Annotated in this window: 24 protein-coding genes and 1 pseudogene; 12 read left to right on the forward strand and 13 right to left on the reverse strand. The window is 71.4% G+C overall.

Annotated elements, in window-relative coordinates; all coding sequences use genetic code 11:
- The first annotated feature begins 104 nt into the window (after positions 1-104).
- Positions 105-989: an NAD-dependent protein deacetylase gene (locus AC3IX6_RS00515; protein WP_489368164.1), complete on the forward strand. Its 885-nt coding sequence runs from the start codon at positions 105-107 to the stop codon at positions 987-989.
- Positions 990-1,119: 130 nt separating this feature from the next.
- Positions 1,120-1,659, forward strand: coding sequence for an EF-hand domain-containing protein (locus AC3IX6_RS00520; protein WP_489368165.1), 540 nt, complete (start codon positions 1,120-1,122; stop codon positions 1,657-1,659).
- Positions 1,660-1,683: 24 nt separating this feature from the next.
- Here the strand turns inward: AC3IX6_RS00520 and AC3IX6_RS00525 are convergent, their stop codons facing one another.
- Complete coding sequence (locus AC3IX6_RS00525) at positions 1,684-2,745, reverse strand: oxygenase MpaB family protein (RefSeq protein ID WP_489368166.1); 1,062 nt, start codon at positions 2,743-2,745, stop codon at positions 1,684-1,686.
- A 98-nt stretch (positions 2,746-2,843) separates the two neighbouring features.
- On the opposite strand from AC3IX6_RS00525, the gene AC3IX6_RS00530 reads away from it, so the two are divergent.
- From AC3IX6_RS00530 to AC3IX6_RS00540, 3 genes are all read left to right on the forward strand, one after another.
- Positions 2,844-3,482: a TetR/AcrR family transcriptional regulator gene (locus AC3IX6_RS00530; RefSeq protein WP_489368167.1), complete on the forward strand. Its 639-nt coding sequence runs from the start codon at positions 2,844-2,846 to the stop codon at positions 3,480-3,482.
- Between the two features lie 28 nt (positions 3,483-3,510).
- The gene (locus tag AC3IX6_RS00535) at positions 3,511-4,128 is read left to right on the forward strand and encodes a hypothetical protein (protein ID WP_489368168.1); all 618 of its coding nucleotides are present in this window, start codon (positions 3,511-3,513) and stop codon (positions 4,126-4,128) included.
- A gap of 441 nt (positions 4,129-4,569) precedes the next feature.
- Positions 4,570-5,952, forward strand: a complete 1,383-nt coding sequence (locus AC3IX6_RS00540) for an MFS transporter (protein ID WP_489368169.1) — start codon at positions 4,570-4,572, stop codon at positions 5,950-5,952.
- A gap of 29 nt (positions 5,953-5,981) precedes the next feature.
- On the opposite strand, the gene AC3IX6_RS00545 is transcribed toward AC3IX6_RS00540, so the two are convergent.
- The gene (locus AC3IX6_RS00545; RefSeq protein ID WP_489368170.1) at positions 5,982-7,631 is read right to left on the reverse strand and encodes a glycoside hydrolase family 13 protein; all 1,650 of its coding nucleotides are present in this window, start codon (positions 7,629-7,631) and stop codon (positions 5,982-5,984) included.
- 82 nt (positions 7,632-7,713) lie between these two features.
- A complete protein-coding gene (locus tag AC3IX6_RS00550; protein ID WP_489368171.1) occupies positions 7,714-8,676 on the reverse strand; it encodes a helix-turn-helix domain-containing protein in 963 nt (320 codons plus the stop codon).
- A gap of 143 nt (positions 8,677-8,819) precedes the next feature.
- Here AC3IX6_RS00550 and AC3IX6_RS00555 point away from each other — a divergent pair, with 143 nt between their 5' ends.
- Both AC3IX6_RS00555 and AC3IX6_RS00560 read left to right on the forward strand, forming a co-directional pair.
- Entirely contained in the window at positions 8,820-9,848 is a 1,029-nt protein-coding gene (locus AC3IX6_RS00555) for a saccharopine dehydrogenase family protein (RefSeq protein ID WP_489368172.1), read from the forward strand.
- A 129-nt stretch (positions 9,849-9,977) separates the two neighbouring features.
- Positions 9,978-10,589, forward strand: coding sequence for a GOLPH3/VPS74 family protein (locus tag AC3IX6_RS00560; RefSeq protein ID WP_489368173.1), 612 nt, complete (start codon positions 9,978-9,980; stop codon positions 10,587-10,589).
- 81 nt (positions 10,590-10,670) lie between these two features.
- Here AC3IX6_RS00560 and AC3IX6_RS00565 read toward each other — a convergent pair whose 3' ends face one another.
- Positions 10,671-11,798: a terpene synthase family protein gene (locus tag AC3IX6_RS00565; protein ID WP_489368174.1), complete on the reverse strand. Its 1,128-nt coding sequence runs from the start codon at positions 11,796-11,798 to the stop codon at positions 10,671-10,673.
- Between the two features lie 299 nt (positions 11,799-12,097).
- Between AC3IX6_RS00565 and AC3IX6_RS00570 the strand changes: the two genes are divergently transcribed.
- Together AC3IX6_RS00570 and AC3IX6_RS00575 are read left to right on the forward strand one after the other, a co-directional pair.
- Positions 12,098-13,039, forward strand: coding sequence for a hypothetical protein (locus tag AC3IX6_RS00570; RefSeq protein ID WP_489368175.1), 942 nt, complete (start codon positions 12,098-12,100; stop codon positions 13,037-13,039).
- Between the two features lie 40 nt (positions 13,040-13,079).
- Positions 13,080-14,462 carry an MFS transporter gene (locus tag AC3IX6_RS00575; protein ID WP_489368176.1) on the forward strand — a complete coding sequence of 461 codons (1,383 nt, stop codon included), beginning with the start codon at positions 13,080-13,082 and terminating at the stop codon, positions 14,460-14,462.
- A gap of 95 nt (positions 14,463-14,557) precedes the next feature.
- On the opposite strand, the pseudogene AC3IX6_RS00580 reads toward AC3IX6_RS00575, so the two are convergent.
- Positions 14,558-15,561: pseudogene (locus AC3IX6_RS00580) on the reverse strand (IS5 family transposase).
- 73 nt (positions 15,562-15,634) lie between these two features.
- A complete protein-coding gene (locus AC3IX6_RS00585; RefSeq protein ID WP_489368177.1) occupies positions 15,635-15,880 on the reverse strand; it encodes a hypothetical protein in 246 nt (81 codons plus the stop codon).
- 259 nt (positions 15,881-16,139) lie between these two features.
- Between AC3IX6_RS00585 and AC3IX6_RS00590 the strand changes: the two genes are divergently transcribed.
- Positions 16,140-17,180 (forward strand): vWA domain-containing protein, encoded by a 1,041-nt coding sequence (locus tag AC3IX6_RS00590; protein ID WP_489368178.1) that lies wholly within the window; start codon positions 16,140-16,142, stop codon positions 17,178-17,180.
- Positions 17,181-17,319: 139 nt separating this feature from the next.
- Here the strand turns inward: AC3IX6_RS00590 and AC3IX6_RS00595 are convergent, their stop codons facing one another.
- Both AC3IX6_RS00595 and AC3IX6_RS00600 read right to left on the reverse strand, forming a co-directional pair.
- The gene (locus AC3IX6_RS00595) at positions 17,320-17,712 is read right to left on the reverse strand and encodes a YciI family protein (protein ID WP_489368179.1); all 393 of its coding nucleotides are present in this window, start codon (positions 17,710-17,712) and stop codon (positions 17,320-17,322) included.
- A gap of 155 nt (positions 17,713-17,867) precedes the next feature.
- Positions 17,868-18,404, reverse strand: coding sequence for a hypothetical protein (locus tag AC3IX6_RS00600; protein WP_489368180.1), 537 nt, complete (start codon positions 18,402-18,404; stop codon positions 17,868-17,870).
- 155 nt (positions 18,405-18,559) lie between these two features.
- Here AC3IX6_RS00600 and AC3IX6_RS00605 point away from each other — a divergent pair, with 155 nt between their 5' ends.
- Positions 18,560-18,961 (forward strand): hypothetical protein, encoded by a 402-nt coding sequence (locus AC3IX6_RS00605; RefSeq protein ID WP_489368181.1) that lies wholly within the window; start codon positions 18,560-18,562, stop codon positions 18,959-18,961.
- Positions 18,962-19,009: 48 nt separating this feature from the next.
- On the opposite strand, the gene AC3IX6_RS00610 is transcribed toward AC3IX6_RS00605, so the two are convergent.
- Positions 19,010-19,405 (reverse strand): PPOX class F420-dependent oxidoreductase, encoded by a 396-nt coding sequence (locus AC3IX6_RS00610; RefSeq protein ID WP_489368182.1) that lies wholly within the window; start codon positions 19,403-19,405, stop codon positions 19,010-19,012.
- A gap of 172 nt (positions 19,406-19,577) precedes the next feature.
- On the opposite strand from AC3IX6_RS00610, the gene AC3IX6_RS00615 reads away from it, so the two are divergent.
- Positions 19,578-20,500 (forward strand): IS5 family transposase gene (locus tag AC3IX6_RS00615; protein WP_374323784.1). Its coding sequence is split into 2 segments (ribosomal slippage): positions 19,578-19,926 and positions 19,926-20,500, totalling 924 coding nucleotides; the frame shifts between segments, so codons are not numbered across the junction.
- On the opposite strand, the gene AC3IX6_RS00620 is transcribed toward AC3IX6_RS00615, so the two are convergent.
- The 4 genes from AC3IX6_RS00620 to AC3IX6_RS00635 form a co-directional block, all read right to left on the reverse strand.
- Positions 20,497-22,059, reverse strand: a complete 1,563-nt coding sequence (locus AC3IX6_RS00620) for a multicopper oxidase family protein (protein WP_489368183.1) — start codon at positions 22,057-22,059, stop codon at positions 20,497-20,499. The two genes, AC3IX6_RS00615 and AC3IX6_RS00620, sit on opposite strands and share 4 nt — an antisense overlap.
- A gap of 119 nt (positions 22,060-22,178) precedes the next feature.
- Positions 22,179-22,718: a 2'-5' RNA ligase family protein gene (locus AC3IX6_RS00625; protein ID WP_489368184.1), complete on the reverse strand. Its 540-nt coding sequence runs from the start codon at positions 22,716-22,718 to the stop codon at positions 22,179-22,181.
- A gap of 59 nt (positions 22,719-22,777) precedes the next feature.
- Positions 22,778-24,169 (reverse strand): M1 family metallopeptidase, encoded by a 1,392-nt coding sequence (locus tag AC3IX6_RS00630; RefSeq protein WP_489368185.1) that lies wholly within the window; start codon positions 24,167-24,169, stop codon positions 22,778-22,780.
- 115 nt (positions 24,170-24,284) lie between these two features.
- A complete protein-coding gene (locus tag AC3IX6_RS00635) occupies positions 24,285-25,184 on the reverse strand; it encodes a LysR family transcriptional regulator (protein ID WP_489368186.1) in 900 nt (299 codons plus the stop codon).
- Between the last annotated feature and the right edge of the window lie 31 nt (positions 25,185-25,215).

Here is a 25,215-nt window from a genome sequence, read left to right on the forward strand (position 1 = left end):
ACAAGCGAAGGGAGCTCGAGGCGCGAGCGGCTCAGGCGTGGCCCCCTCCGGCGCTGCCGGGACGCACCGGTGCCGATGTCCGGGGGCTTCCGTACGCTGGCGGCATGCGTACGCGTCCCACTTTGAGCTGGACCCCGACCGAGGACCTGCCGCCCGGCACCACCGACCCGGGGCCGGTCGCCGACGCGCTGCGGGCCGGCGGGGTGCTGGTGCTCAGCGGGGCAGGGATGTCCACGGAGTCGGGCATCCCCGACTACCGGGGTGAGCGCGGCAGCCTGCGCAGGCACACGCCCATGACCTACCAGGAGTTCACCGCGAGCGCTCGGGCCCGGCGCCGGTACTGGGCCCGCGGCCACCTCGGCTGGCGCACCTTCGGGCGCGCCGCGCCCAACGCCGGACACCGGGCCGTCGCGGCCTTCGGGCGGGCCGGGATGCTCGCGGGGGTGATCACCCAGAACGTCGACGGACTGCACCAGGCCGCCGGCAGCGAGGGCGTGGTGGAACTCCACGGAAGCCTGAACCGGGTCGTCTGCCTCTCCTGCGGCGCCCTCAGCCCCCGCCGGGACCTCGCCCTGCGGCTGGAGGAGGCCAACGCGGGCTTCGAGCCGACGCCCGCCGCCCTGAATCCGGACGGTGACGCCGACCTCACCGACGACCAGGTCCGCGACTTCCGCCCGGTGCCCTGCGCGGTGTGCGGCGGCATCCTCAAACCGGACGTGGTGTTCTTCGGCGAGAGCGTGCCACCGGAGCGCGTCGGACACTGCCGCGAACTGGTCGACGCGGCGACCTCACTGCTGGTCCTGGGCTCCTCGCTGACGGTGATGTCCGGGCTCCGGTTCGTCCGTCAGGCGGCACAGGCCGGGAAACCCGTACTGATCGTCAACCGGGACCCGACCCGCGGCGACCGCCACGCCGCCACCCGGGTCGCCCTCCCCCTGGGAACGACCCTCACCACCCTGGCCGACGGGCTGGGCGTCCGCCTCGAGTAGGGGATCATTCGCCCACATGTGCCCGTAGAGGCGGGTGCGCGCCTCGACCTATGGTTACGCGCTGTCCGCTACGGGTCGGGCACGTCGGCGGGCGGTGGGTGGTTCGGTTCCGCTACGAAGGAGGCCGGTCATGGCCAGCGCGTTTCAGGAGCGAAAGCTCCGGGGGATGTTCGCCGCGTTCGACGCGGACGGTGACGGCTACCTGCGCGAGGAGGACTTCACGGCCCTCGTCGACCGCTGGAGCCGGCTCCCGGGCGTGGGTCCCGGTACGGAGCTGCGCGTACGCGTCGAAGCGCTGCTGATGGGCTGGTGGGCGGCGCTGCTCGAAGCGGGGGACGCGAACGGGGACGGTGCGGTCGACATGGGTGAGCTGCTCTCCCTCGTCGACAGGCTGCCCGCGATGGTCGCGGAGGTCACCGCGACCGCCGACACGGTGTTCGCGGCCGTGGACTCCAACGGCGACGGCCGGATCTCGCCGGAGGAGCACCACCGGCTCGTCGAGACCTGGAACGGGCAGCCCGTGGACATGACGGGCATCTTCGAACTGCTCGACCTGAACGGCGACGGGCACCTCAGCCGCGAGGAATTCGCCCTGCTGTGGCGGCAGTTCTGGATGAGCGACGACCCGGCGGAACCGGGCAACTGGCTCTGCGGCCGGTTCCCCCACTAGGCCGTCCCTGTCGGATCCCACCGGTCAGGCCAGCGGGCCGAGCACCTCCTGGGATTCGATGAGCCCCTGGTCACTCGGGGGCTTCCCGTCGCCGAAGACGCGTACCGCCTGGCGCGCCCTGAACTCGGCGTGCGCCTCGGCGGGCTTGACGTAGCCGTACCGGGTACGGGCCTGTTCGGGGGTGAGCACCTCCTTGGTACGGGGAGGGACGCCGAGCTTGACGGGCGCGACCACCGTGACCGTGGAGGGGGAGAGCATCCCCAGCAGGAACAGTTCGACCCGGGGGCTGAGGTGGGCGAGCGCGAAGGACGTCCGCATGACCGGGACGACGAGGACGTCCAGGAGGCGTGACTGCCGGATCTGCGCCATCTCCCGCATCCAGCGCGGCATCGTGGCGATGGTGGCGATCCGGTGCGTCCTCGCGACGACCATCCGGGCGGGCCTCATCCACCACGGGGTCGGCGGGAGGACGAGGTCGGTGTTGAGGAGGTGGTTCATGGCCTGCCGCGCGATCGGGCTGGCCTCCAGCTGCGGGCGCATCCGCGCGAAGTACGCCCGGATGCCCTCGCGGTCGCGCGGGACGTCGTCGGGCGAGCAGGTCTGGAGCTCCGCGGCGAGGGCGCAGGACTCCCAGTACTCCTTCTCCTCCTCGGCGGTGAGCTTGCCGGGCCCGTACTTCTCGTAGGCGTAGAGGATCGAGTGCCAGCCGGTGAGCTGGATCCACAGCTGCGAGGCGGGGTCGTTGGCGTCGTAGGTGCCTTCGCCGTAGGGCAGTTGGCCGATGGCCTTCGAGTGGACCTTGACCAGGACGTCCGCCGCCTTGCACACCTGGTCCGAGCCGGCGAAGGCCACCATGGCGAAGTAGCGCAGCGTGCGGTCGTAGCGGGTGCGGGTGCGCTCGTAGATGCCCTGGGTGCCGTGCACCGCGGCCACCAGCGGTGGGTCGAGCTCCTCCACGACCACGGAGCGCTGGAAGCCCACGGTGGGCGCCGTCGGGTAGCTCCACACCTTCCAGACCACCGATCCGGGACCGAAGAACCCGTAGTCCGTGTGCGGTTCGACCTCTTTGCCGTGCAGTCGGGCCATCAGGACGCTCCCTCGTGTTCCTGGCAGCGGGTGCGTACCGCTCCCCCAATAAGACAGGACTGTCTTAAATTAAGACACGACTGTCGTAAGATGCCAAGGTGTCGACACCGACGTCTCCCACCGACAGGCCGCGCAGGCGGCGCCCCTACGCTCCGCGCGTCCCGATCGCCGAGCGCCGTGAGCAACTGCTCGACGCCGCCCTCGCCGTGATCGTGAGCGACGGCTACGGCAGGGTGTCGATCGACGCGATCGCCAAGCGGGCGCAGGTCGCCCGCTCCGTGGTCTACGGGGCCTTCGACGACCTCGACGACCTGCTGCTCACCCTCCTCGACCGGCAGCAGGAGCGCGCCTTCACCCGACTGCTCGCGAGCGTTGCCGACGGCCTGCGCACCCGCGACCCGGTCGACTTCGCCTGCGAGGCGGTGCACCGGATGGCGGCCATGCTGCGGGAGGACCCGGACACCTGGCGGCTGATCCTGCTGACTCCGGCGACCACTCCCCCGGCCGTCCACGCGCGCATCGAAGCCGACCGCGAGCGGTTCCGGCGCAGGGTCGCCGCATGGATCGAGTCCGCGCCCGCCACGGCGGGGCCCGCACCGGACCCCGAGATCCTCGCCCACGCACTGGTCGCCTCCGCGGAACACTTCGCACGCCTCGCCCTGACCTCCGCCGACCCGATCGACGCCACCCGCCTCGCCGGCCAGCTACGCCTCCTGCTCGGCGGCATCTGGCCCTAGCCTCTGCCCCGCCTCCCCCTTAGGCTGCGTGATCCACATCGTTCGGGGGATCATGAACTTCACTCGATACCGCAAACCGTCGGCCTTCCTGCTGCTGGCAGTGGCAGTCCTCTTCGGTGTCGCGGCCGTAGTCGGATTCGAGGCGGGAGGTGAGGGCGAGCTGATCCTGCTGCTCCGCCTCCGTGCATACGTCCTGCTGCTGGGATTGCTCGCCCTGGCCGCGCTCATCGGGGCGGTCCTCCTGGGACTGACCGAGTCTTCGCTGCGCATGCCCCTGGTCATCGCGCTGCTCGTCATCGGCGTCCCCATGCTGCTCGTCGGGGGCTTTGTCTCGACGGTGTCCGGCGGGGCGGACGAGGCCTTGAAGACTGAATCGGCCCCCGGCCGTGCCGACCGCCAACTGGTCGTGGTGTCACGAAGCGGCTCCCTTGACCCGGTTTGGTGCGTCTACGTCCACCAGGGGCAGCCACCATGGGAACGCCGGTGGATCGTCGGCTGCTTCAACGGCGACTCCGAAGACAACGAACTCAGCGAGACAGCGTGGACGGCTCCCGACCGGATTCGCATGACCACCGAGGGAGGTGCGGTCCACGAAGTGACCATCGCCCCACGCGGTCAGCCCGATCAGGTTGTTTCCGTCGGCTAGTGACCTGAGTCGGAATGTCCTGCACCTCGATCGATCGGTGGTTGGATCCGCTCCTGAGCGGAGTGCGGCCCGTCTCGCCACCGCTGACCGCAGCACCAGAAGGCCGGACGAGTTGCCAAGGAATTTCCGACCTCGGTCACCAGAGCACTTCCGATACACGCCCAGGGGGGTGTCGTCGGGCTCCCGTCCGGTGCGCCACGCCCGGTGTCCCGGTCCGTGCCGGATCGGTCGTAGCCGCCCATACTGGGCGGGCGCGGGAACCTGGCCGTGCGCTTCGCCCAGCCGCGCCCGGGACCAGGCCCGCAGCCAGCTCCACCCCGTGTGCCGGGGTGCTCGACCCGTCGGGAGCACGAGTCGACTCCGCAACCGCTGCCTCTGCCTGAAGGCCCGCCTCCGCCCCGCGGGCGCTACGTCGTCGCGGCCGTGGGGTGCGCCGCGGGGATGGTCAGTCTGGATCAGACCGTCGTCGCGGTCGCCCTCGATCCGATGGCGCGTGGCCTCGGGCTCACCACCTTCGTGATGCACGGCGTGGTGCTCGTCTACGTCCTCGCACTGGCCGCGTTCGTACCGGTCGGAGGCATGCTGGCCCGCAGGATCGGCCGGTTGACCACCTTCCGGATCGGCACCGCGCTCTTCGCCGTCGCGTCGGGGCTCTGCGCGCTCGCCCCGTCGGGCGACGGCGCCGAGCCGTACCTCGTCACGGTGAGGGCCGTACAGGGCATCGGCGGCGCGCTGATGATGCCGGTGGCCACGTCCGTGATCACGGACGTGTACGAGGAACGGACCCGGGGCAGGGCCCTGGCCGTCTACGCCGGTCTGGCCCAGCTCTTCCTCGTCCTCGGGCCGATCGTGGGCGCGGTCCTCACCCAGCTCTTCGGCTGGCGCTCCGTCTTCCTCGTCAACCTGCCCGTCGGCGCCGCGTGCCTGTGGATGATCGCCCGGGCGCGGATCGGCAACCGGGCGGGGGGCGGCTCGCTGTCCGTGGTCCAGCCCCTCGTGGTGATCTTCTCCCTGGTGGTGCTCATCCTCGGGCTCTACCAGTGCGGTGTCTGGGGCTTCACCGACGTCAGGACGCTGACCGCGCTCGCGATCGGCGCCGGGGCGATGCTCGTGGCCGTGCGGCTCATCCTGAGGTCCCGCCGGCCCCTCCTCGATCTGCGGCTGCTGGGCATCCGCCCGTACGCGGTGGCCGTGGCGCTGACCTTCCTGGTACAGGGACCCCAGCTGATCGTGCTGGTGCACGGCACGGTGTACCTGCGCCAGACCATGGGGCTCTCGCTCCTCGCCACCGGGACCTCCCTGCTCCCCCTGGTCGCGGCCTCCGCGGCGGGCACCTTCCTCTCCGGGTACCTGCTGGACCGCTGCCGCTCGGTCCGGGTGCCCGTCCTGATCGGCCTGACGGCGGCCACCGTCGGCGCGGTGGCCTGGACGGCCGTCCTGCCGTCGCGGGAGTTCGCGTGGCAGGTCCCCGCGATGCTCCTCGCGGGATTCGGGATGGGCCTGCCGGTCCCCGCCCTGAGCGCCGAACTCATGCGCGCGGTTCCCTCGGACAAGAGGGCGGACGCCTCCGTCCTGCGCCAGTGCGTCCGGCAGCTGGGCGGAGCGGTCGGGCTCGCGGCGGCGGGGGCCGTCGCGCTCGCGGCGAACGAGAACGCCGCCGACGAGGCGGGCGTCGTCACCGTCGCCGGGACCTCGGCGGCCTTCATGGTCGCGAGCTGCGTCCTGGCCGTCACCCTGCCGCTGGCCGCCGTCACCCTGCCGCGCGGGGCCCGTGGGGGCGGGCACCGGAGCGCGGGCGGGCGGCCCGGCCCGCCGTCCCCGTAACGGCGCGGCCGGCCGGCCCGGCGGCTCCTTCAGCGCAGCCAGACCGCGGTGTCCCGGGGCAGGGCGCCGTCCTCCACGAGGCCGCTCGCGATCAGGAGTTCGGTGTGCTCCGGCAGCGGAACCGGGCCGTCCGAGAGGTTCACCAGGCAGCGGACGGAGGACCCGGCCGCGGTACGGGCGAAGGCGAGTACCCCCGGCGGGCCCGGCAGCCAGCCGAATCCCCCGTCGAGCAGGGCGGGTTGGGCGGAGCGGAGCGCCAGTGCCCGGCGGTAGAAGCCGAGCATCGAATCCGGGTCCGCGCTCTGCTCGCGCACGCTCCGGGCGGCCCACTCGGCCGGCCGGGGCAGCCAGGACCTCGCGTCCGGCGCCTCGTCTCCCCACGGGAGGGGGACCCGGCAGCCGTCCCGGCCGAGGTCCTCACCTCCGGTCTGGAAGAAGGCCGGGTCCTGGCGGAGCGCCGCCGGGATGTCCTCGATCTCCTCGAGGCCCAGCTCGTCGCCCTGGTAGACGTAGACGCAGCCGGGCAGGGCCATCGTCAGCAGGGCCGCGGCCCGGGCCCGGCACCGGCCGAGGCCGAGGTCGGCGGGGACGCCGTGTACGCGGCGGCCGTCGAGGGCGTACGAGGTGTCCGGGCGCCCGTAGCGGGTGACGTGGCGGGTGGTGTCGTGGTTCGAGAGGACCCAGGTGGCGGCGGCGCCGACCGGGGCGTGCTCGGCGAGCGTGGAGTCGATGACCGTGCGCAGCGCCTCCGCGTCCCAGGGGCTCTGGAGGAAGGGGAAGTTGAACGCCGTGTGCAGTTCGTCGGGGCGCAGGTAGCGGGCGAAGCGCTCCGGCTCGGAGGTCCACACCTCGCCCACGAAGACCGGGTCGTGGTCGTAGGCGTCGAGGACCTTGTGCCAGGCGCGGTAGATGTCGTGGACGCCGTCCTGGTCGGCCCAGGGGCTGGGTCCGTCCTCGTGGTCGGGCAGCTCCGGGTCCTTGACCAGGTTGTCGGCGACGTCGATCCGGAAGCCGTCCACGCCCCGGTCGAGCCAGAACCGCAGGATGGACTCGAACTCCGCGCGGACCTCGGGGTTTTCCCAGTTGAAGTCGGGCTGTTCGGGAGCGAACCGGTGCAGGTACCACTCGCCGGGCGTGCCGTCGGCCTCGGTCACCTGCCGCCAGCCGGGGCCGCCGAAGGCGGACTGCCAGTTGTTGGGCGGCAGTTCGCCGTGCTCGCCGCGGCCGGGGCGGAACCAGAAGCGCGCGCGTTCGGGCGAGCCGGGGCCGGCCTCGACGGCCGCGCGGAACCAGGGGTGCCGGTCCGAGCAGTGGTTGGGCACGATGTCGACGATGACCCGGATGCCCGCATCGTGCGCCTCGGACAGCAGGGCCTCGGCCTCGGCCAGGGTGCCGAACACCGGGTCGATGCCCCGGTAGTCGGCGATGTCGTACCCGCCGTCGGCCATCGGGGACGGGTACCAGGGGCTGATCCACACCGCGTCCACGCCGAGCCGCCGCAGGTACGGAAGCCGCGCGCGGATCCCGGCCAGGTCACCGATCCCGTCGCCGTTGCCGTCCGCGAAACTGCGCGGATAGATCTGGTAGATCGCGGCACTGCGCCACCAGGCGGAGGGTGCTGGAGAACGGGGTTCGGTAGCCGCGGGGAAGGCCCCGGTACGGGCCTCGGGGGTCTGCATGCGGCGAATCTAGAGAGCGCTTTCTACGACGTCAACGGGTAGGCCGGAAACTCATGATCGCAATCGGGACCCAGGCCCGGGCTCACGCCGTCGCCGGGGCCGGGGCGGTCCGGGAGCGGAAGGTGCGGCGGTAGGCGTCCGGCGGGACGCCCACCGTGCGGGCGAAGTGGCGGCGCAGGGTGGTGGCGGTGCCCATGCCGGTGGCCGTCGCGATGCTGTCGACGGTGTCGTCGGTGGTCTCCAGCAGTTCCTGGGCGTGCCGGATGCGCTGGGTGAGCAGCCACTGCAACGGGGTGGTGCCGGTCACCGACTTGAAGTGGCGGCCCAGGTGGCGCGAGCTCATCCGGGCCCGGCGGGCCAGGTCTTCCACGGTGAGCGGCTCGTCGAGGCGTTGCAGCGCCCAGGGGAAGAGGTCGGCGAGCGGGTGGTTGCCGGGGGCGGGCACGGGGGTGGTGACGAACTGGGACTGACCGCCGTCCCGGTGCGGTGGTACGACCAGGCGGCGGGCGATCTTGTTCGCGACCGCGGAGCCGTGGTCGAGGCGCACCAGGTGCAGGCACAGGTCCATGGCGGCGGCCTTGCCCGCCGAGGTCAGCACGCTGCCGTTGTCCACGTAGAGGACATCGGGGTCCACCGTGACGAGGGGGTGGCGCCTGGCCAGTTCCTCGGTGTGCGCCCAGTGCGTGGTCGCGCGTTTGCCGTCCAGGAGGCCGGCGGCGGCCAGGACGAAGGCGCCCGTGCACAGGGAGGCCACGCGCGCGCCGGCCTCGTGCGCCGCGCGCACCGCGTCGACCAGCTCGGCCGGCGGGTCCCGGTCTACGTCGGCCCAGCCGGGGACGATCACGGTGTCCGCTCGCGCGAGGTGATCGAGTCCGTGGTCGGGTTCCAGGCGGAAGCGGTCGATCCGTACGGCGCCCGGTCCGCAGAGCGAGAACCCGTACCAGGGGTCCACGAGGTGGGTCAGGTCGGAGCCGAAGACCTCGCAGGCCAGGGAGAGCTCGAAGTGGAGCATGCCGTCGGTGACGGCCAGCGCGACGGTGGTCATGTCCGGAAGTGTACGGGTCATGTCGTTCCGGACAGTGGTGTGCGGACGGTGTTGCGCGACAGGATGTTCACGACGGAGCGCGGCGGGCCTCCAAGGCCAGCGGCGGCTCATCCGGGTACGGGCGAGGGACGGGGAGCGGGACCATGGGATCAGGCCAGATGGTGACGGTGTTCGGGGCGTACGGGCACACCGGGCGGTTCGTGGTGGCGGAGCTGGTGGAGCGCGGTTTCGTGCCGGTGCTCTCGGGCCGCGACGGCGGGAAGCTGAAGGAGCTGGCGTACGCGACCGGCCTGGAGGCCCGGCCCGCGACGGTGGGCGACCCCGACGCGCTGGACCGTGCGCTGGCCGGCACCGCTGCCGTGATCAACGCCGCGGGACCCTTCGCCTCGACGACCGGCCCGGTGATCGAGGCGGCCCTGCGGGCCGGGATCCCGTACCTGGACGTGGCCGCAGAGCTCGAGGCCAACATCGACACCTTCGCGCACTTCGCCGACCGCGCACGGGAGGCCGGGGCGGTGATCGTCCCGGCGATGGCCTTCTTCGGCGGTCTGGGCGACCTGCTGGCCACCGCGGCGATGGGCGACTGGACCGAGGCCGAGGAGGCGCACATCGCGTACGCCCTGAGCAGCTGGCACCCCACCGCCGGGACCCGGCTCTCGGGCGCGGTCTCGCGGGAGCGGCGCGGTGAGCGGCGCATGCGCTACGCGGGCGGGCAGTGGGAGTACCGCACCGACGCCGCGCCGACCCTCGACTGGCGGTTCCCCGAGCCGATGGGTCCGCGGCAGGTGATCGGGGAGTTCACGATGGCCGATGTGGTGACCGTGCCCAGCCACCTGTCGATCCCGGACGTGACCACCTACATGACGGTCGAGGCGGTCCGCGACATCGCGGCCCCCGGCACGCCCGCGCCGGCCGCGACGGATGACAGCGGACGGTCCGACCAGACCTTCCTCGTCGACGTGGTCGTACGCTCGGGCGGCGCCGAACGCCGCGCCGTGGCCCGCGGGCAGGACATCTACGCCGTCACGGCCCCCCTCGTCGTGGAGGCCCTGGACCGGGTCCTGACCGGCCGCACCCGTGTCGTCGGCGTCGCCTCCGCGGGCGAGATGTTCGACGCGCCCGACTTCCTGCGCGCACTGTCCCCGCACATCACCCTGGAGCTGCTCCCGTAGGGAAGGATCGCCAGGGGCAGGGCGCGAATGTGACGTCTTGCGAACGGCCGGGGTCCGGGCCGTCCCCGGGTGGCCGAGCTGATCGATAATGGGTCGGCGCCCTGCCTGCACGGACGAGAGGAGCCCTTGATGACCACACCGCGGGACTTGTTGATCATTGCCATGGACGCGGAGTCCGGTCGGTCCGCCGAACAGGGTGACCTGTCGCTCGCGCTCGCGGGGGCCGAGGCGGTCGACCTCCTCGCCGCCCGGGCCATCGGGCTGGACGGCGATCACATCGTGCCCGGCGAGCAGGCGGCGCTGGGTGATCCCCTGCTGGACGCGGCAGCGGCGTCGCTCGTCCGGGAGGAGCCCTACGAGTCCGTCACCGACTGGCTGTGGCGCCGGGGTCTCGGCCTGTCCGCGAGCTATCAGGCCGTCCTCGAGGAGGAGGGGCAGCTCGTACGGCAACGCCGCCGCGGGTTCTCCCTCCGGGCCGGTGAGCTGGTGCCCGCCGACTCGTCCGCCCGCCGGCAGGCCGAGGAGCGGTGGCGGTCGAAGGAACCCGTGCTCGTGCTCCTGGCGGAGGCGCTCGAAGGCGGCGGCGACGGGGGCTCGGACGCTCCGGACGTGGCGGACGACGCCGTCGCAACGGTCCTGGCCGCCGTCAACGACGCCTTGGTGGAGCTGGCGGGCGTACGGCAGCGCCGGGCCATCGAGAATGCGGCCTTCGACAACATCTGGCGCGGCAGCGGCGGTTGAGGAGGGAGCTCCGCCCCCACACCGGGGCGGAGCGCGGCGGGTGCGCGGTTCGCCGCGGGCCGGGGCCCGACGCGGCCCGGCTCAGGGAGATGCCGGCGGGGCGCCGTCGACGGCCCACCACCATGCGATCGAAGCGATCGGCGGGGGTGTGAGCGGGGTGTCGTCCGGTGGGCCGTACGCGGCTTCGGCTGCCCGGGGCTCGTGGTGGCCGTCGTCCGGTTGCCCGGGGTGGTAACGGGAGGTCGCCTCGCACCAGTCCCGTGCGCCGTGGATGTACTGGGCGAGCGCGTCCAGATACCGCTGGATCCGCGGGTCGGCCGGAGCCTTCGCGGTCTGCTCCCCCAGGTGCAGGAATCGGCGCATGATCGAGTCCCGGAGCGCGGAGGCGGCTCGCAGCCCCTGCCCGGGTCCGGGGCGAGGTCCGGGTCTGTGCGGGCCTTCCAGGAGGGCGATCAAGTTGCCGCTGCGGCTGCCGCGTCGGCTCTCCTTCGCGAAGGAGTGGATGTCGCTGTCGACCACGACGATGCCCGCCGCCATTTCGGTCAGCGCACGGATCCGCGGATCCTCCCAGAGCGGTGCGGGCAGTGCGGCACCGACCGCGTCCAGCAGTACGGGTACGGCCAGGGCGGCTCCGGAGTGCAGGCGGGTGAGCAGGTAGTCGCTCACGTCCTCGGGACTTCCCGGCGCCGTCGGGGCAGCGCCGGTGCCGGCCTCGGCGAGGAAGTAGCCGCGCATCGCCTCGACCCATCTCCTGGCCTGTACCGGGGTGGCGACCGCATCCACGCGGAGCCGGATGTCGCGCAGGGCCAGGCCGAAGGGGTCTTCGCCGAGGGGAACCCCGGGGGCCTCGATCGTCCGCTGGAGCCGGGCGACCATCGTGAGCATCTCCGCCGGGGTGAGGCTCGGAAGGTCCTCGTCGCAGAGGTCGTCGAAGGCGAACACCCAGACGGCGAGGTCGCTGAGCAACTGGGCCGCGAACGGGTCGGCGTACGGTGCGATCCTCACCGCGATCCGGTTCAGCCCCGCGGTCATCCGCGCGCTGCGCTCCGGCCCCCCGCCCAGACCGAACCGGCTCATGAACTCCGCCGAGCGTGCGTCGAAATCGGCTCCGCCCGGGCAACGGGCCGCGGGGACGGTCGGGCGTTCCGGCGGGGCGTTTCCGCCCAGGCCGTCGGTGTGGTCGGCTTCCTGCATCCGCGGTCCTGGCATGCGTCGCGCTCCTGGGTGGCGGTATCTCGCGGAACGGGCGCTCGGTCGCGGCCCATCTCATTGAACGCAGAACGTTTTCCGGGCCACAACGGGCAACCGGGAGCACGCGTGGGGCGCCAGGAGCGCGGCACGCGCCGCCCGGGCCCCGTCTGCCGCCCCGGCCCCGCCGGAAGCACCGCACGCGGGGGTCCCCCGGGCCGCAGAGCACCGGGGCCGGAACGTGCCTACGCTGGAAGGGATCACTGAGAGGTGAGGCCATGGCGACGAAGCACGGAGCCACACTCCGCTCAAGGCGTCGGATGCCCGCCATCGCCGCCGTCGCCTCCGCCCTCGCCACCACGTGTCTGGTCGCCGCCGGTCCGCAGGACGGTTCCTGCCGGACCGCTCTGCCGGACAGTTTCTGGCACGCCCCCGTGGACGCACTGCCCGTACACCCGGACTCGGCCCGGTACGTCGCCTCGATCGGCGCCGCGGAGCCCCTGCACCCGGACTTCGGGGCGGGGCTCGTCGACGGTGAGCCCTTCGGCATTCCCCTCACCGTCTCGGACACGACGGTGCCGGAAGCGAAGGTCACGCTGGACATCGCCGAGGAGAGCGACGCGTCCGGGTACCGGATCCCGCAGGACGCCGCGATCGAGAACGGTCCGGCGAGCACCGGGGACCGTCACGTCGTCGTCTGGGACCGCGCCCTGTGCAAGTCCTACGAGCTCTGGAACGCGAGCGCGCGGGGCGGCAACGCCTGGCACGCCGGCTCGGGCGCGGTCTTCGACCTGCGGAGCAACGAGCTGCGGCCCGCCGACTGGACCTCGGCCGACGCCGCCGGCCTCGCCATCCTGCCCGGGCTGGTCCGCTACGACGAGGCCGCGGGCGGGCTGGTCGACCACGCGATCCGGATGACCGTTCCCCGCACGGACCAGAGCTACGTCTGGCCGGCCCGGCACCAGGCGGGTGCCGCCGCGGACGATTCGCTGCCGCCCATGGGACTGCGGCTGCGGCTCAAGAGCTCGGTGGACACCTCGGCCCTGGGCCCTCAGGCCCTGGCCGTCGCCGAGGCGCTCAAGAAGTACGGGGCCATCGTCGCCGACAACGGGTCGGCCTGGTACCTGACCGGCGAGGAGAACCCCGGCTGGGACAACGACCAGCTCAACGCGCTCAAGGGCTTCAAGGGTTCGGACTTCGAGGCGGTCGACGCGTCAGGACTCCAGCAGTCCCCGGACTCCGGAGCCGTGGCACCCCGCTGACCGCTGACCGCAGGCCAGACCGCAGAGAGGAACGCTCCTCATGCGTGCAGAAGGGTCCACCACGGCGGCGCGGAAGGGGGCCTTCATCGCGGTCGCCGTGGCCCTGTTCTGCATCCAGCTCGACTTCTTCGCGCTCAACCTCGCCATCCCCGGCATCGCGGCGGAGCTCGGCGTCACCGTGTCGGCGGCGCAGTGGACCTTGTCCGCGTACATGCTCGCCATCGGCTGCTTCTTCATCATCGGCGGCCGGGTGGGCGACGTCTTCGGTCGGCGGGGGACCCTGCTGGCCGGAACCGCCCTGTTCACCGCGGGAACCGTGGGCTGCGCGCTGGCTCCCGGCCTCGGTGCGCTGGTCGTGGCCCGGATCGCCCAGGGGGTGGGCGCGGCGTTCGTGTTCCCGGTGGCCGTGTCGGTGATCACCAACACCTTCCCCGAGGAGTCCCGCGCCAGGGCTTTGGGCGGCGTCTTCGGCGTCGCCAACATCGGGACCGCGATCGGGCCCTTCGTGGGCGGCGGGTTCACCGAGGGGCCCGGCTGGCGCTGGATCTTCTGGCTGATGGCGCCGCTGAGCCTGGTCTCGCTGCTCACCGCTCTCGCGTACGTCCCGGACTCGCGCGATACGGCGGCGCCGCGCGAGCTCGATGTGCTCGGCTGCGCCCTGATCGTCGGTGCGCTGGCCGCCCTCACCCTGACCGTGGAGCGCGGGGACGCCTGGGGGTGGAGCAGTGCCCGCGTCTTCCTCGGCTTCGCGGTGGCGGTGGTGGGCGGCGGGCTGTTCCTGGTACGTGAGCGGCTGGCCCGGCACCCGCTGATCGATCTGGGGCTGTTCCGCGACATCCCGTACGTCCTGGTCACCGGGATGGGCACGCTCACGAACATGGGCTACGGAGTCACCGTCTTCCTCGCCACCCTCTACCTCCAGGGCGTACGGGGGCTCTCGCCGCTGCTGGCCGGCACGGTATTCCTCGCCCCGGCCTTGCTCGTGGCGCTCAGCGGGCCGCTCGGGGCGCTGCTGGGCCGGCACATGCGGCCGACCACGGTGATGGCACTGGCCGGGATCGGCGCGGGCACGGGCATGTACGCGCTGACCCAGGTCACCGCCTGGTGGCTGTACGTACCGGTCTTCGCCTGGTGCGGCCTGGGCCTCGGGCTGGGCTGGACCTACGCCAGCGTGGCGACTCAGCAGCTCGTTCCTCCGGCCAGGGCCGGGGAGGCATCGGGGGTGCTGCTGACGTTCCTGGTCACCGGAGGTGCGATCGCGCTGGCCGGGACGGCCGCGGGCATTTCGGCGATGACACCGCAGCGCTCGCCCGAGGAGGCCTACGACGCCATCCTGCGGCTGGGCGGGGTCGCCGTACTCGCCACGGCGGTGCTCGTCCTGGCCGTACGCCACGGGCTCGCGGCGCGGGGCCGGACCCGCTGACCGTACAGACACCGCGGGGGCGGTGGACGTCGCCGTCCGACCGCCCCGCGCGCCGGCCGGGGCCGGACGGTCCTAGGGCGCGTATTCGGTCGTGATCAAGGGCCGGTCCGGGTGAGGTCCTTGATCCAGATCATTGAGGCGCGCAGGTGGAGGCCGGCGAGGTAGCTCTCGGGTGTTTTGTCGTATCGAGTGGCGATGCCTCGCCAGGCCTTCAGCTTGTTGATCAGGCGCTCGACGGTGTTCCGCTCCTTGTAAAGCTCGGCGTCGTGGGTGAGTGGCCGGCCGCCCCTGCGGCCTTTGTTCTTCCGGTTGGCGGCCTGGTCCTTCTTCTCCGGTACGACTGCCTTGATGCGGCGTTTGCGCAGGTAGGCGCGGTTGCCGCAGGACGAGTAGGCCTTATCTGCGGCGACTGCGCCGGGCCGGGTGCGGGGACGACCAACGGGCCCGCGGACCCGCACTTTGTTGAGCACGGGGATGAACTGCGGGCTGTCCGCGGCCTGCCCTGCGGTCAGGATCAGGGCCAGGGGCCGGCACCTGCGGTCGGCAGTCAGGTGAATCTTGCTGGTCTGTCCGCCTCGTGAGCGCCCGAGCAAAGCAGCTTTCAAGCGGAGCTTGCGCCGTCGCCGGACGCGCCGCCGTTCGGGCCGGCCGGGATCAGCGACGTCGCCGTGTCCGTCTTGTTCCGTCGCGCCGCCCCCTTTTGCCGGGCCGCCTCCGCCTCGAAGGCGGCCTTTTCCAGAGCGTCCAGAACGTCCTCCTCCAGACGCATTCCGGCCGCGTCGTGATGGGCACGGACCGTCGTGGAGTCAACGCTGACCAGCGACATATCCACCCTGCTCCGCCCGGCCGCCTCGGCGATCAGCCCCTCCAGCAGCGCCTCGAAAACTCCGGCGTCCCGCCACTGCCTGAACCTGTTGTGCACGGTAGACCAGGCGCCGAATCGGCCCGGCATCTCCCGCCACTGCGCTCCCGAGCGGAACTTCCAGATCACGCCCTCGAACTGTTGCCGCAGCCGCTCTGGATACGGGCCGTACTCACCGACCGGCAGATACGGCTCGACGAACCCCCACTCGTCGTCCGTCAGTTGATCACGTGTCATGTGTACCGGACTACCGGATCCGCCCTCACAGCGAAGGCGGATCCGACAAACCGATCACGACTCAATACAGGCCCTAGTTGGCGCCGAGGTGGCCGCCCTTGAGCCACTCCGCCTCGCCGTCCTTCGCGCAGGAGGAGGTGTAGGCGGGGCCGAACGGCGCCGGGACGGCGGCCGCGGTGGAGCAGTTGGACGAGAAGGCCTTGTGGCCGCCCGAGAAGTAGTCGATGTCGACACCGTCGTTGGCCAGGGCCGCGCCGGCGCCGCCCAGCAGGATACCGGCGGCGAGGACGGAGGCGGTGACGGCGGAGCGAATACGCATTGGTTCCCCTAAGGACTCAAGGATCTGGCGACGCTCCCCTGTGCGGATGCGTCAGCGGATTCAACGCCCGGCGGAGCCGACAGGAACGACCGTTCACTCGAACGCCACTGCCGTAACGTTTCGACACGTCACATGACCTGTCGCGCGGCCCCGTTCGGGCCCGGGCGGGGACCCCTGCGTCCGGGCTCGGAGCCATGATCGATTGTCAGTGGTGGATGAGACGGTAGGAGCATCCAGTCGGAAACGAGGGGGAGCTTCCATGTCCGGAAACCAGAACTACATCAACCACGTTGCTCTTGTTTTGGACGCCAGTTCGTCCATGTCCCACCTGAGTGCCAAGGTCGTCGAGGTCGCCGACCAGCAGATCGCGTACCTGGCCCGCCGGTCGGGCGAACTGGACCAGGAGACCCGCGTCACGGTGTACGTCTTCGCGGACAAGGTCGAGTGCGTCGTCTACGACAAGGACGTGCTCCGGATGCCTTCGCTGAAGCAGCTGTACCGCACCGGTGGCATGACGGCGCTGCTGGCGGCCTCGCTGAAGTCGCAGCGCGAGCTGGCGCAGACGGCTCAGCTGTACGGCGACCACAGCTTCCTGACGTTCGTGCTGACCGACGGGCAGGAGAACGCCAGCCACCGCTGCCCGGACGCCCCGGCCCGCAATCAGCGTGAACTGGTGAAGGCCGTGGCCGAGATGATCGAGACGCAGGAGGACAACTGGACGCTGGCCGTCCTCGTGCCGGACCAGATGGGCAAGCGCGAGGCCATGCAGTGCGGGTTCCCCAAGGAGAACATCGCCATCTGGGACGCCACGAGCACGCAGGGTCTCGAGGAGGCCGGGCAGGTCATCAAGGACGCCACCGAGAAGTTCATGGTGGGCCGGGCGAAGGGCATCCGGGGGTCGCGGGCCGTGTTCTCCACGGGCGCGGAGGCGGTCAACAAGGAGACCATCAAGGCGGCCGGTCTCACGCCGGCGGATCCCTCCGCGTACCAGCTGATCCCGGTGGACCGCGACGCGGCGATCCGGGAATGGGTCGTCGAATCCGGGCACACCTACCGCACGGGCGGGGCGTTCTACCAGCTGAGCAAGCCGGAGAAGATCCAGGCGAAGAAGCAGATCGCGGTGCTGGAGAAGAAGACGGACCGGGTGTACACGGGGCCGGAGGCCCGGGCCCTGCTCGGTCTGCCGGCCGTGGAGGCGCGGGTCAAGCCGGACCACAACGACGAGTTCACGATCTTCGTCCAGAGCACCAGCGTCAACCGGAAGCTCGTATCGAACACCCGGCTGCTGCTGATGGTCTGACCCCTCCGCCACGCCCGGGTCGTCGCCCCGGTGTCCGGCCCGGAAGCCGGGCGCCGGGGCCCGGATGGCGGGGTGCGGGGGGCGCGGGAGGCTTGGGGTATGCGACGGCGTGTGCCAGGCGCAGCCGGGGCCGCTCGGCTCAGGCCTGGGTCGGGTCTCCGGGGATCGGGTGTACTTCGACGGGGTCGTTACCCGGCTTCCCTCCCGGGCCGGGGCAGGCCGACGCCCGTGCGGCGATCTCCAGGGCGCGGTCCTCACTCTTGACGTCGACCAGCCAGTATCCGGCCAGGACGGTTCCCTCGTAGGCCGGCCCGTCGGTCACCTGCGGCTTCCCGTCGCTTCCGGCCCGTACGGTCTTGGCCAGCGAGGGGCCTCCGAGACCCTGTCCGTCCACCCATTCCCCGGCGGCGGTGATGTCCTCGTTGAGGGCCCCCATGTGGGCGAACATGGCCTTCATGTCGTCTTCGGAGTACGACGACATGATGGCGTCCCACTCGGCGGCAGGCACGTTCATCTGGATCATGTACTTCATGTTCCTCACCCTTTCCGGGGCGGCTGCTGGGGTTTCCGTCTTCCACAGGGGTAGACAGCCGGTCGCGGCAAAACTCATCGGCGCTCCCAGCACCACATCACGGAAACCCGATGATCGCCCCCAGAGCGGCTCGCGCGGGGAATGGGTGACGCACGTCAGGCCCCTTCCGCGTCGGCCAGGGCCTTGGTGATCAGACGGGTCGCGAAGTCGGGGTCGCCGGTCATGCGGTTGATGTACTCCGCGAGCAGGAAGGCGGTGGCTTCGAGCGGATTCATCTCCGCCTCGGTCCAGTCTCCGTACTGCTTGCGCCACAGGTTGGGGCTCAGGCCGGTGCCCGCAGCGATGACGAGTCCGGCCATGGTGGGGATGGCCTCGGGGCGCACGCTCCTGGGCATCATGCGCATCGTGGCGACGATGTTCGGCACGACGTACTCGATGACGTCCTTGCCGTGCTCCTCGTGGGCCTTGCGCAGCCACATCATGAACATGTAGATGAGCGTGCACGCCCCGTCCAGCAGGTCGTCGGCCTCCCTGGGGCCGAGCGACGAGGCGTACTGGTCGATCAGCGCCTGCTGCTCGGGGTCCCTCCCGGTCTTGCCGTCGTGAATGCCCTTGAGCCGGGAATCGATCATCAACAGCGCTGCGCCCACATCACCCGCGGGAGCGTGCTCGGGGTCGTACTGCGATGCCACAGGATTCCTCCTCAGGTCGCCACGATGGGCGGCTCGGCCGTGGTCCGCACAGTAGACGGCCTGCAGGACGGCAGGAGCCCGCTTGGCCTTCCGTCACACCCAGGTGCGATGCTCGGGCCAATAGGGGTTCCATGGTCGGCGAGTTGAGGAGCAGCATGCGGATACGGACGCGGATACGAACGGTCTCCCTGATCGGCGGTTGCGCGCTGCTCCTGACGGCCTGTACGGAGCGGGAAGGTGCCGTCCCGACGGCCGGGCCGACGGTGACGACCACCGCCGCGCCGTCGGCCGCACGGGAACTCGCCGAGCGGTACCAGCGAGCGGGCGGGGACGAGACCGTGTACGCCATCCAGCAGGAAGAGGGCCCCGAGGGGGCTCCGCTCCTGATCCTCCGGACCACCCACACCGATTCGGGGAACGCGCTCTTCGAGAAGCAGCGGGATTCCGTCCTCTCGTACCTCACGCGCTTCGAACAGCTCTCCACGACCCAGGGCTACCTGATGGACGTGTTCGGCCGGGACGGATCCCTGCTCCACCGCTGGGATGCCCGCCCTTAGGCCGGCGATCAGGAGCTCCTCGACAGGCGCCGAGTGCGGCCGAGCGCCTCAGACGGAGAAGCCCGTGACCTTCCGCGGGGTCACCCGGACGATCAGCCGGACCACCTCCTCCGGCTCGGCCGGCGGGTCCTCGCCCAGGTACTTCTGCGAGAGCGTGCGCGGCAACGACTTCTCCGGGTCGTCGATCAGTTCCGCAGTGCCGCGGATGTCCACGGACCGGTACGGGTTCTCGGTGTCGAAGACCGTGAGGCTGATCCGTGGATCCCGTTCGAGATTCCGCGCCTTCTGCCGACCGGCCGTGGTGGAGAAGAGCGCCGTATCCCCCTCCCTGAGGATCCAGACCACGGATGTCTGAGGTCCGCCGTCGCGGTTCAGGGTCGCGACGGTGGCGAAGTTCCTCCCGTCAAGCAGCTTGCGCGTCTCCTCGGTGAACAGCTCTGACACAGGCTCGCCCCTCTGCTCGGCACTTGCTCGGATCACTACTAGTGCCGAACAGCTCCGAAGGCCGGATCCTTCCCGCTGCCGGGCAGCCTTCGAGGGCGGCACGGGCCTAGGCAGTGTCTGATGGCTCTTGCTCGGATGGTGGATCTCCGGCTGGTCCGGGCAAGAGTCGGTCATGGTGCGTCGGCATGAACTGACGAATGCTCAATGGGATCGGATAGCCCCGCTGCTGCCGGAAACCGGTATCCCAGGCGGTCGATGGGCCGACCATCGCACCGTCGTTAACGGTGTGCTCTACCGGACGCGGACCGGGATTCCCTGGCGTGACCTGCCCGAACGCTACGGATCCTGGCAGACCGTCTACGAACGCCACCGCCGCTGGTCAGCGGACGGCACCTGGTCGAATATCCTGCGTGCCTTGCAAGCCGGAGCCGATGCGACCGCCCAGGACTCGGATGGTTCGTGGGCGGTCAACGTCGACTCCACGTCCTGCCGGGCCCACCAGCACGCGGCCGGGGCTCGGCACGCGGCCCCGGCCGACCACCCCGAAAAAGGGGCGGCACGCGTGTGGATCCAGAGGGCCGCGAGGCCCTGGGACGCTCCCGGGGTGGACTGACCAGCAAGGTCCACCTCCTGGCGGACGACCGCTGCCGCCCCCTGATCTGGCTGACCTCGCCGGGCCAGCGCGGGGACAGCCCGATGTTCATCCCACTCATGGAAGCCCTGAACCTGGCCCGCCGCGGGCCCGGGCGACCCCGAACCCGGCCGGACCGAGCCCGCGGCGACAAGGCCTACTCGAGCCGTGCCAACCGTTCCTACCTGCGCAAACGCGGGATAAAAGCAACGATTGCGCAGCCGGACGACCAACGCTCGAAGCGCCGCAGGCGCGGCCGGGCCGGCGGCCGACCGCCAGCCTTCGACCGCGACCAGTACCGCCAGCGCAACACCGTCGAGCGTTGCATCGGGAAGCTGAAACAGCACCGGGCCGTCGCGACTCGATACGACAAACGCGACTACATCTTCAACGGCACCCTGGCCACAGCAGCCATCGTGATCTGGCTCCGCGACCTCATCAAAGAGCCATCAGACACTGCCTAGTGCTGGTGGGTGCCCGGGGTGGGCGGGAGCTTGGGGGGGTGTGTCGGCCGGCCCGGTTCCACCACCGTGAACTGGCCCATCATGCCCTCGTCCTCGTGGTAGAGGAGGTGGCAGTGGTACATGTACGGGGTGTCCGGGTCTGCGGGACCCTCGAAGCGCAGGGCTATGCGGACCGTCGCACCGGACGGGATGAAGACGGTGTCCTTCGGTCCGCGCAACGGCGGTGGCGGGGCTGCACCGTTGATGTCGAGTATGCGGAACTGCACGTCGTGGACGTGGAAGTTGTGCGGCATCCCGTCGTTGTTGCGCAGGGTCCAGGTCTCGGCCGTGCCGCGGGTGACCGTCTCGTCCACGCGGGACATGTCCATCTTCCGGCCGTTGATGCCGGAGATCTTGAGCTCGAAGAAGCGGCCGCGTACCGAGTCCTCGCCCGTCGGGAGCTCCGAGGGCGCCAGCGCCTCCGGCAGCTCGGCCGACGGCCGAAGGGTGGGGGCCCCGCGCAGCTGCATCACGTCGAAGGAGTCGTCGCCGCCCCCGAAGCGCTGGTTCCAGAAGTCCAGGCCGGCGTCCAGGGGGTGGGAGCGCAGCACCGTCCGCTCGCCCGGCCGTATGCGTACGACGACCTCGGCGCGCTCCCCCGGCGACAGGCGCAGCCGGTCGGTCGTGTGCGGGGCTTCGAGGAGGCCGCCGTCCGAGGCGATCTGCCGGAACTCCCGGCCGTCGTCGAAGCCGAAGGTGTAGACGCGGGCGGTGGAAGCGTTCAGCAGGCGCAGCCGGACCAGTTCGTCCTGCACGGTGACGTACGGGTCCAGGGTGCCGTTGACCATCGTCCGGTCGCCGAGGAAGCCGACGTTGCGCATGAGCTTGTGGCCGTGGTCGAACTTCGCGCCGTCGAAGGACACGTCCTGGACGATGACCGGTATGTCGTCGACCCCGTAGGTCCTGGGCAGGGGCAGCGCCGCCGACCGGGCGTCGTCCAGGAGGAACAGGCCCGCGAGACCGCGCTGGACGTGCGACTCGGTCGCGCCGTGCGGGTGCGGGTGGTACCAGAGCGTCGAGGCCGGCTGCTCGACCGTCCATTCCGGGGCCCAGCTGCCGCCCGCCGGCACCATCTGGTGCGGGCCGCCGTCCATCGCGGCGGGCAGGTGCATCCCGTGCCAGTGGACGGACGAGGCCTCCGGCAGGGCGTTGGCCACCTTCACCCGGACCTTCTCCCCCTTCGCCGCGCGGAGGGTGGGGCCGAGGTGGCTCCCGTTGAACCCCCAGGTGGGGGTCTTGGTCCCGGCGGTGAATTCGGTTTCCCCGGTCCGCATCCGCAGGTCGAAGACGCGCGTTCCGTCGGCTTCCACGGTGGACGCCGCGAGGGGCGGGACGGCGAGGGGGGTGTGGAAGTCCACCGCGCCGACGGTGGACACCTTGGCTCCGGTGTAGAGCCACGTGAAGAGCACACCGAGGACCAAGGCGAGGGTCGCGACCAGCGAGCCGAGGATCAGCAGCGCCCGCTTCCAGGGCGCCATCCGGCGCTTGCCGCCGGTTCCGTTCTTCCCGTTTCTCCACATGGCAACGACGCTACGGACGGCGCTCGCGCCGGGCATCGGGGACCGACCCGGGGCCGCCCCCGACTCCGCCCCCGAGGGGTTTCGGGGGCGGAGTCAGGGGCGGTCGGGGTCGGTCGGGGTCAGTCTCCGAGTGCGAACGACGCCCGCGCCTGCCAGCCGGTGCCGTCGTGAACCATGAGCTCGACCGACGTGACGCGGGAGGTGAACGGGAGCCGGCCGCCGAGGTCGGCCTCGATCTCCTCCAGGACCGCCTCGTCCTGGCCCTGAGCGATGGTCAGGTGCGGCACGATCTCGGCGAACCGGCCGCCGTACGGCGGAGCCTCGGGCCATCGGCCGGCGATCGCCTCCGTGAGGCGGATCAGTGGCGCGGCGGGTTCCGGGACGAGGTACAGGACCTCCGGCAGCCGCCCGCACCTCTCGAACCGCAGGTCGAACGCCCCGTGGCCGCGCAGCACGTCCTCGAGGGCAGCGTGGACGAGCGGATCGATCCTGCTCTCCTCGAGGAACGGGAAGAGCACGGTGACGTGCGCGGGAACCCCGGCCCGGGCCGCAGGATCGAGCCGCTCGCGCCACCTGCGGACGGCCGGCTCCGCCTCCGGGATCCTGACGACGAGGCCGGTCTGGCCCGCCTGGAACGTGCTGGTGCTGTCATCTGCCATGACAGGACAGGGTGCCACGGGAGGATCCGCCGGCGCCCGCGGAATCGTGCCGGACGTGGTCAGTGGATCCTGTGTTCCGTCCAGAACGGGGTGAGGTCCTGGGACGTCGCCGCCTGGGCCGCGCGCTTGAAGTCCGTGGTCGTGGACACGCCCTGCCAGTGGTCGCGGACGTAGTCGCGCAGCATGGCCGTCATCGCCGGGGCGCCCAGGGTGCGTTCCAGGTCGCTCAGGGCGCAGGAGCCGCGGTGGTAGACGACCCGGACGAACTCCGAGCGGTGGCCGTTCGCGTAGTAGGCCATGGAGTTGGTGAGGGCGACCGTGTCACTGGGCCAGGCACCCTGGTCCTCCCAGCACGTGGTGGTGTCGTCACCGTAGTAGGTCCGGTTCGCGTACTGGGCGAAGGATTCGTCCAGCCAGGGTGAGGTGAACTGGTCGTTGCCGACGATGCCGTAGAACCACTGGTGGGCGATCTCGTGGACGACGGCCGACCCTTCCGGTTCGGTCCAGAGCAGCACGAGGCCCGGGAACTCCATGCTGCCGAAATCGTCGAGGTTGTCGCTCATGACGAGGTCGAGCTCACCGTACGGGTAGTGCCCGAAGCGCTTCCCGAACGCGTCGACCGAGCCCACGGCGTCCTTCAGGTCGACGGCCACGCCCTCGGGGGAGGTGGCGGCGGTCCAGTAGGCGTTCAGCCGGACTCCGCCCGGGGTGGTCACCGTTTTCGACAGGAAGGGGCCCGCGGCCCACGCGAAGTCCCGTACCCCGTGCGCGACGCTGGTGGTGATCGTGCGGCCGGGCGCGCCCGCGCGGCGCGTGGTGGTGCCCGTCGCGGGGACGACGAGCGCGCCCGGGTGGTCCAGGACGACGCGGAAGTCGCCGGTCAGGGTGTAGAAGCTCTCGCCGAAGCCGACGTCGGGGTCGAGGTGGCGGCCCTGGGCGTCGCGTACGGACAGCAGGGGCAGTGCGTTGCCGAGGTAGCGGTGCGCGCCGTCCTTGCCGAAGCGGTGGACGCGGTCCGGGACGGTGATCTCCACGTCGAAGGAGATGCGGGCCCGTGCCCCGTACGGGAGCGGCGCGGGCAGGTCGATCTGCAGGGCGGTGCAGCCGGTGGTGAGCGGTCGCGGGGTGCCTCCGGCGACCTTGCCCACCCGGACCGGGGACGGCGCCCCGGGAGTTCCGCAGCCGTCGGTGCCGTTGCCCCACAGCCGGACGTCGATCGAACGCAGGGGAGTACGGGCGGAGTTGCGGAAGGAGACCGTCTGGCGGCCGGTCCAGTGGGAGCCGTCGGCGTCGCTGCGCAGCGACACCTCGTAGGAGGGGCGGTCGGGCGTCGCCGCCCGCGTGGGAGCCGCGGGGTCCGGAGGGGTCTGGGCCGCGGCAGCCTGGGGGGCGCAGAGCAGGACGGAGGCGAGGGCGAGCAGCAGGGCCCGCCGAATCCTGAGCGAGATCATGGCAGGCACGGTAGAACGTCCGTACGCCCGGAGGGGCGAGTTCCAGAGCACCTTCCACATCAACACAGCTGTGGAGTAAGGGTGTTGACGCCTCAGGCTTGGTGACTTCCGCGGGCTAGGCCGTCAACTCGGCTGCCACGGAGCGCAGGAGGGCCAGGAAGGCGGTCGTCGCGGGTGAGGGGGCCGAGCCGCGCGGGGTCGCCGCGTACACCGCGCGGCGCGGGGAGTCCTCCGCCCGCAGCGGGACCAGGGTGATGTCCGCGCGGGCCGAGGAGGCCGCCAGTTCGGGCACGAGGGTCACTCCCAGGCCTGCCGCCACGAAGCCCTGTTTCGCGATCCAGTCGGCGGCCAGGAAGCCCATCCGGGGCTGGAAGCCGCGCGCCGGGGCGCCTGCCATGAGGGTCTCCTCGGGGCGGCTGCTCGCCGCGATCCATTCCTCCCCGGCGAACTCGGCCAGCCGCGCCGAGCGCCGTCCGGCCAGAGCGTGGCCGCGGGGCACCGCCACGTACATCCGCTCGTCGAGCAGATGGTGCAGTTCGCACCCCTCCAGCGGCTGTCCGCAGGCCGTCCCGACCACTCCGAGATCCAGCTCCCCCGCGGCCAGCAGGGCCAGCTGCCGGGCGGATCCGCCCTCGGTACGGGTCACGCGCACGGCGGGGTGCCGGGCCCGGAACGCCGCCAGGGTGCGGGGCAGCAGGGCGGCGTCGGCCGTGGAGAACGCGCCGATCCGCAGGCGGCCCCCGTCCAGGGCGCGCAGCGCGTCCAGTTCGGCACGGGCGGTGCGCTGCCGCTCGCCGATCACCTCGGCGTGCGGCAGCAGGGCGCGGCCGGCCTCGGTGAGCCGCACCCCGCGCGGCAGCCGGTCGAACAGCGGGGTGCCCCACTCCTCTTCCAGGGTCTGCACCTGACGGGACACCGCGGACTGGGTGTAACCCAGGACGTGGGCGGCGGCGGTGAAGGAGCCGTGGCGCGCCACGCTGCGGAACACCTCGTAGAGATCATGCGGGATCGGCATGGGAGCCATGCTATTCATTCGTTTGTCGCAT

It is taken from the genome of Streptomyces sp. GL_141 (assembly GCF_057834385.1).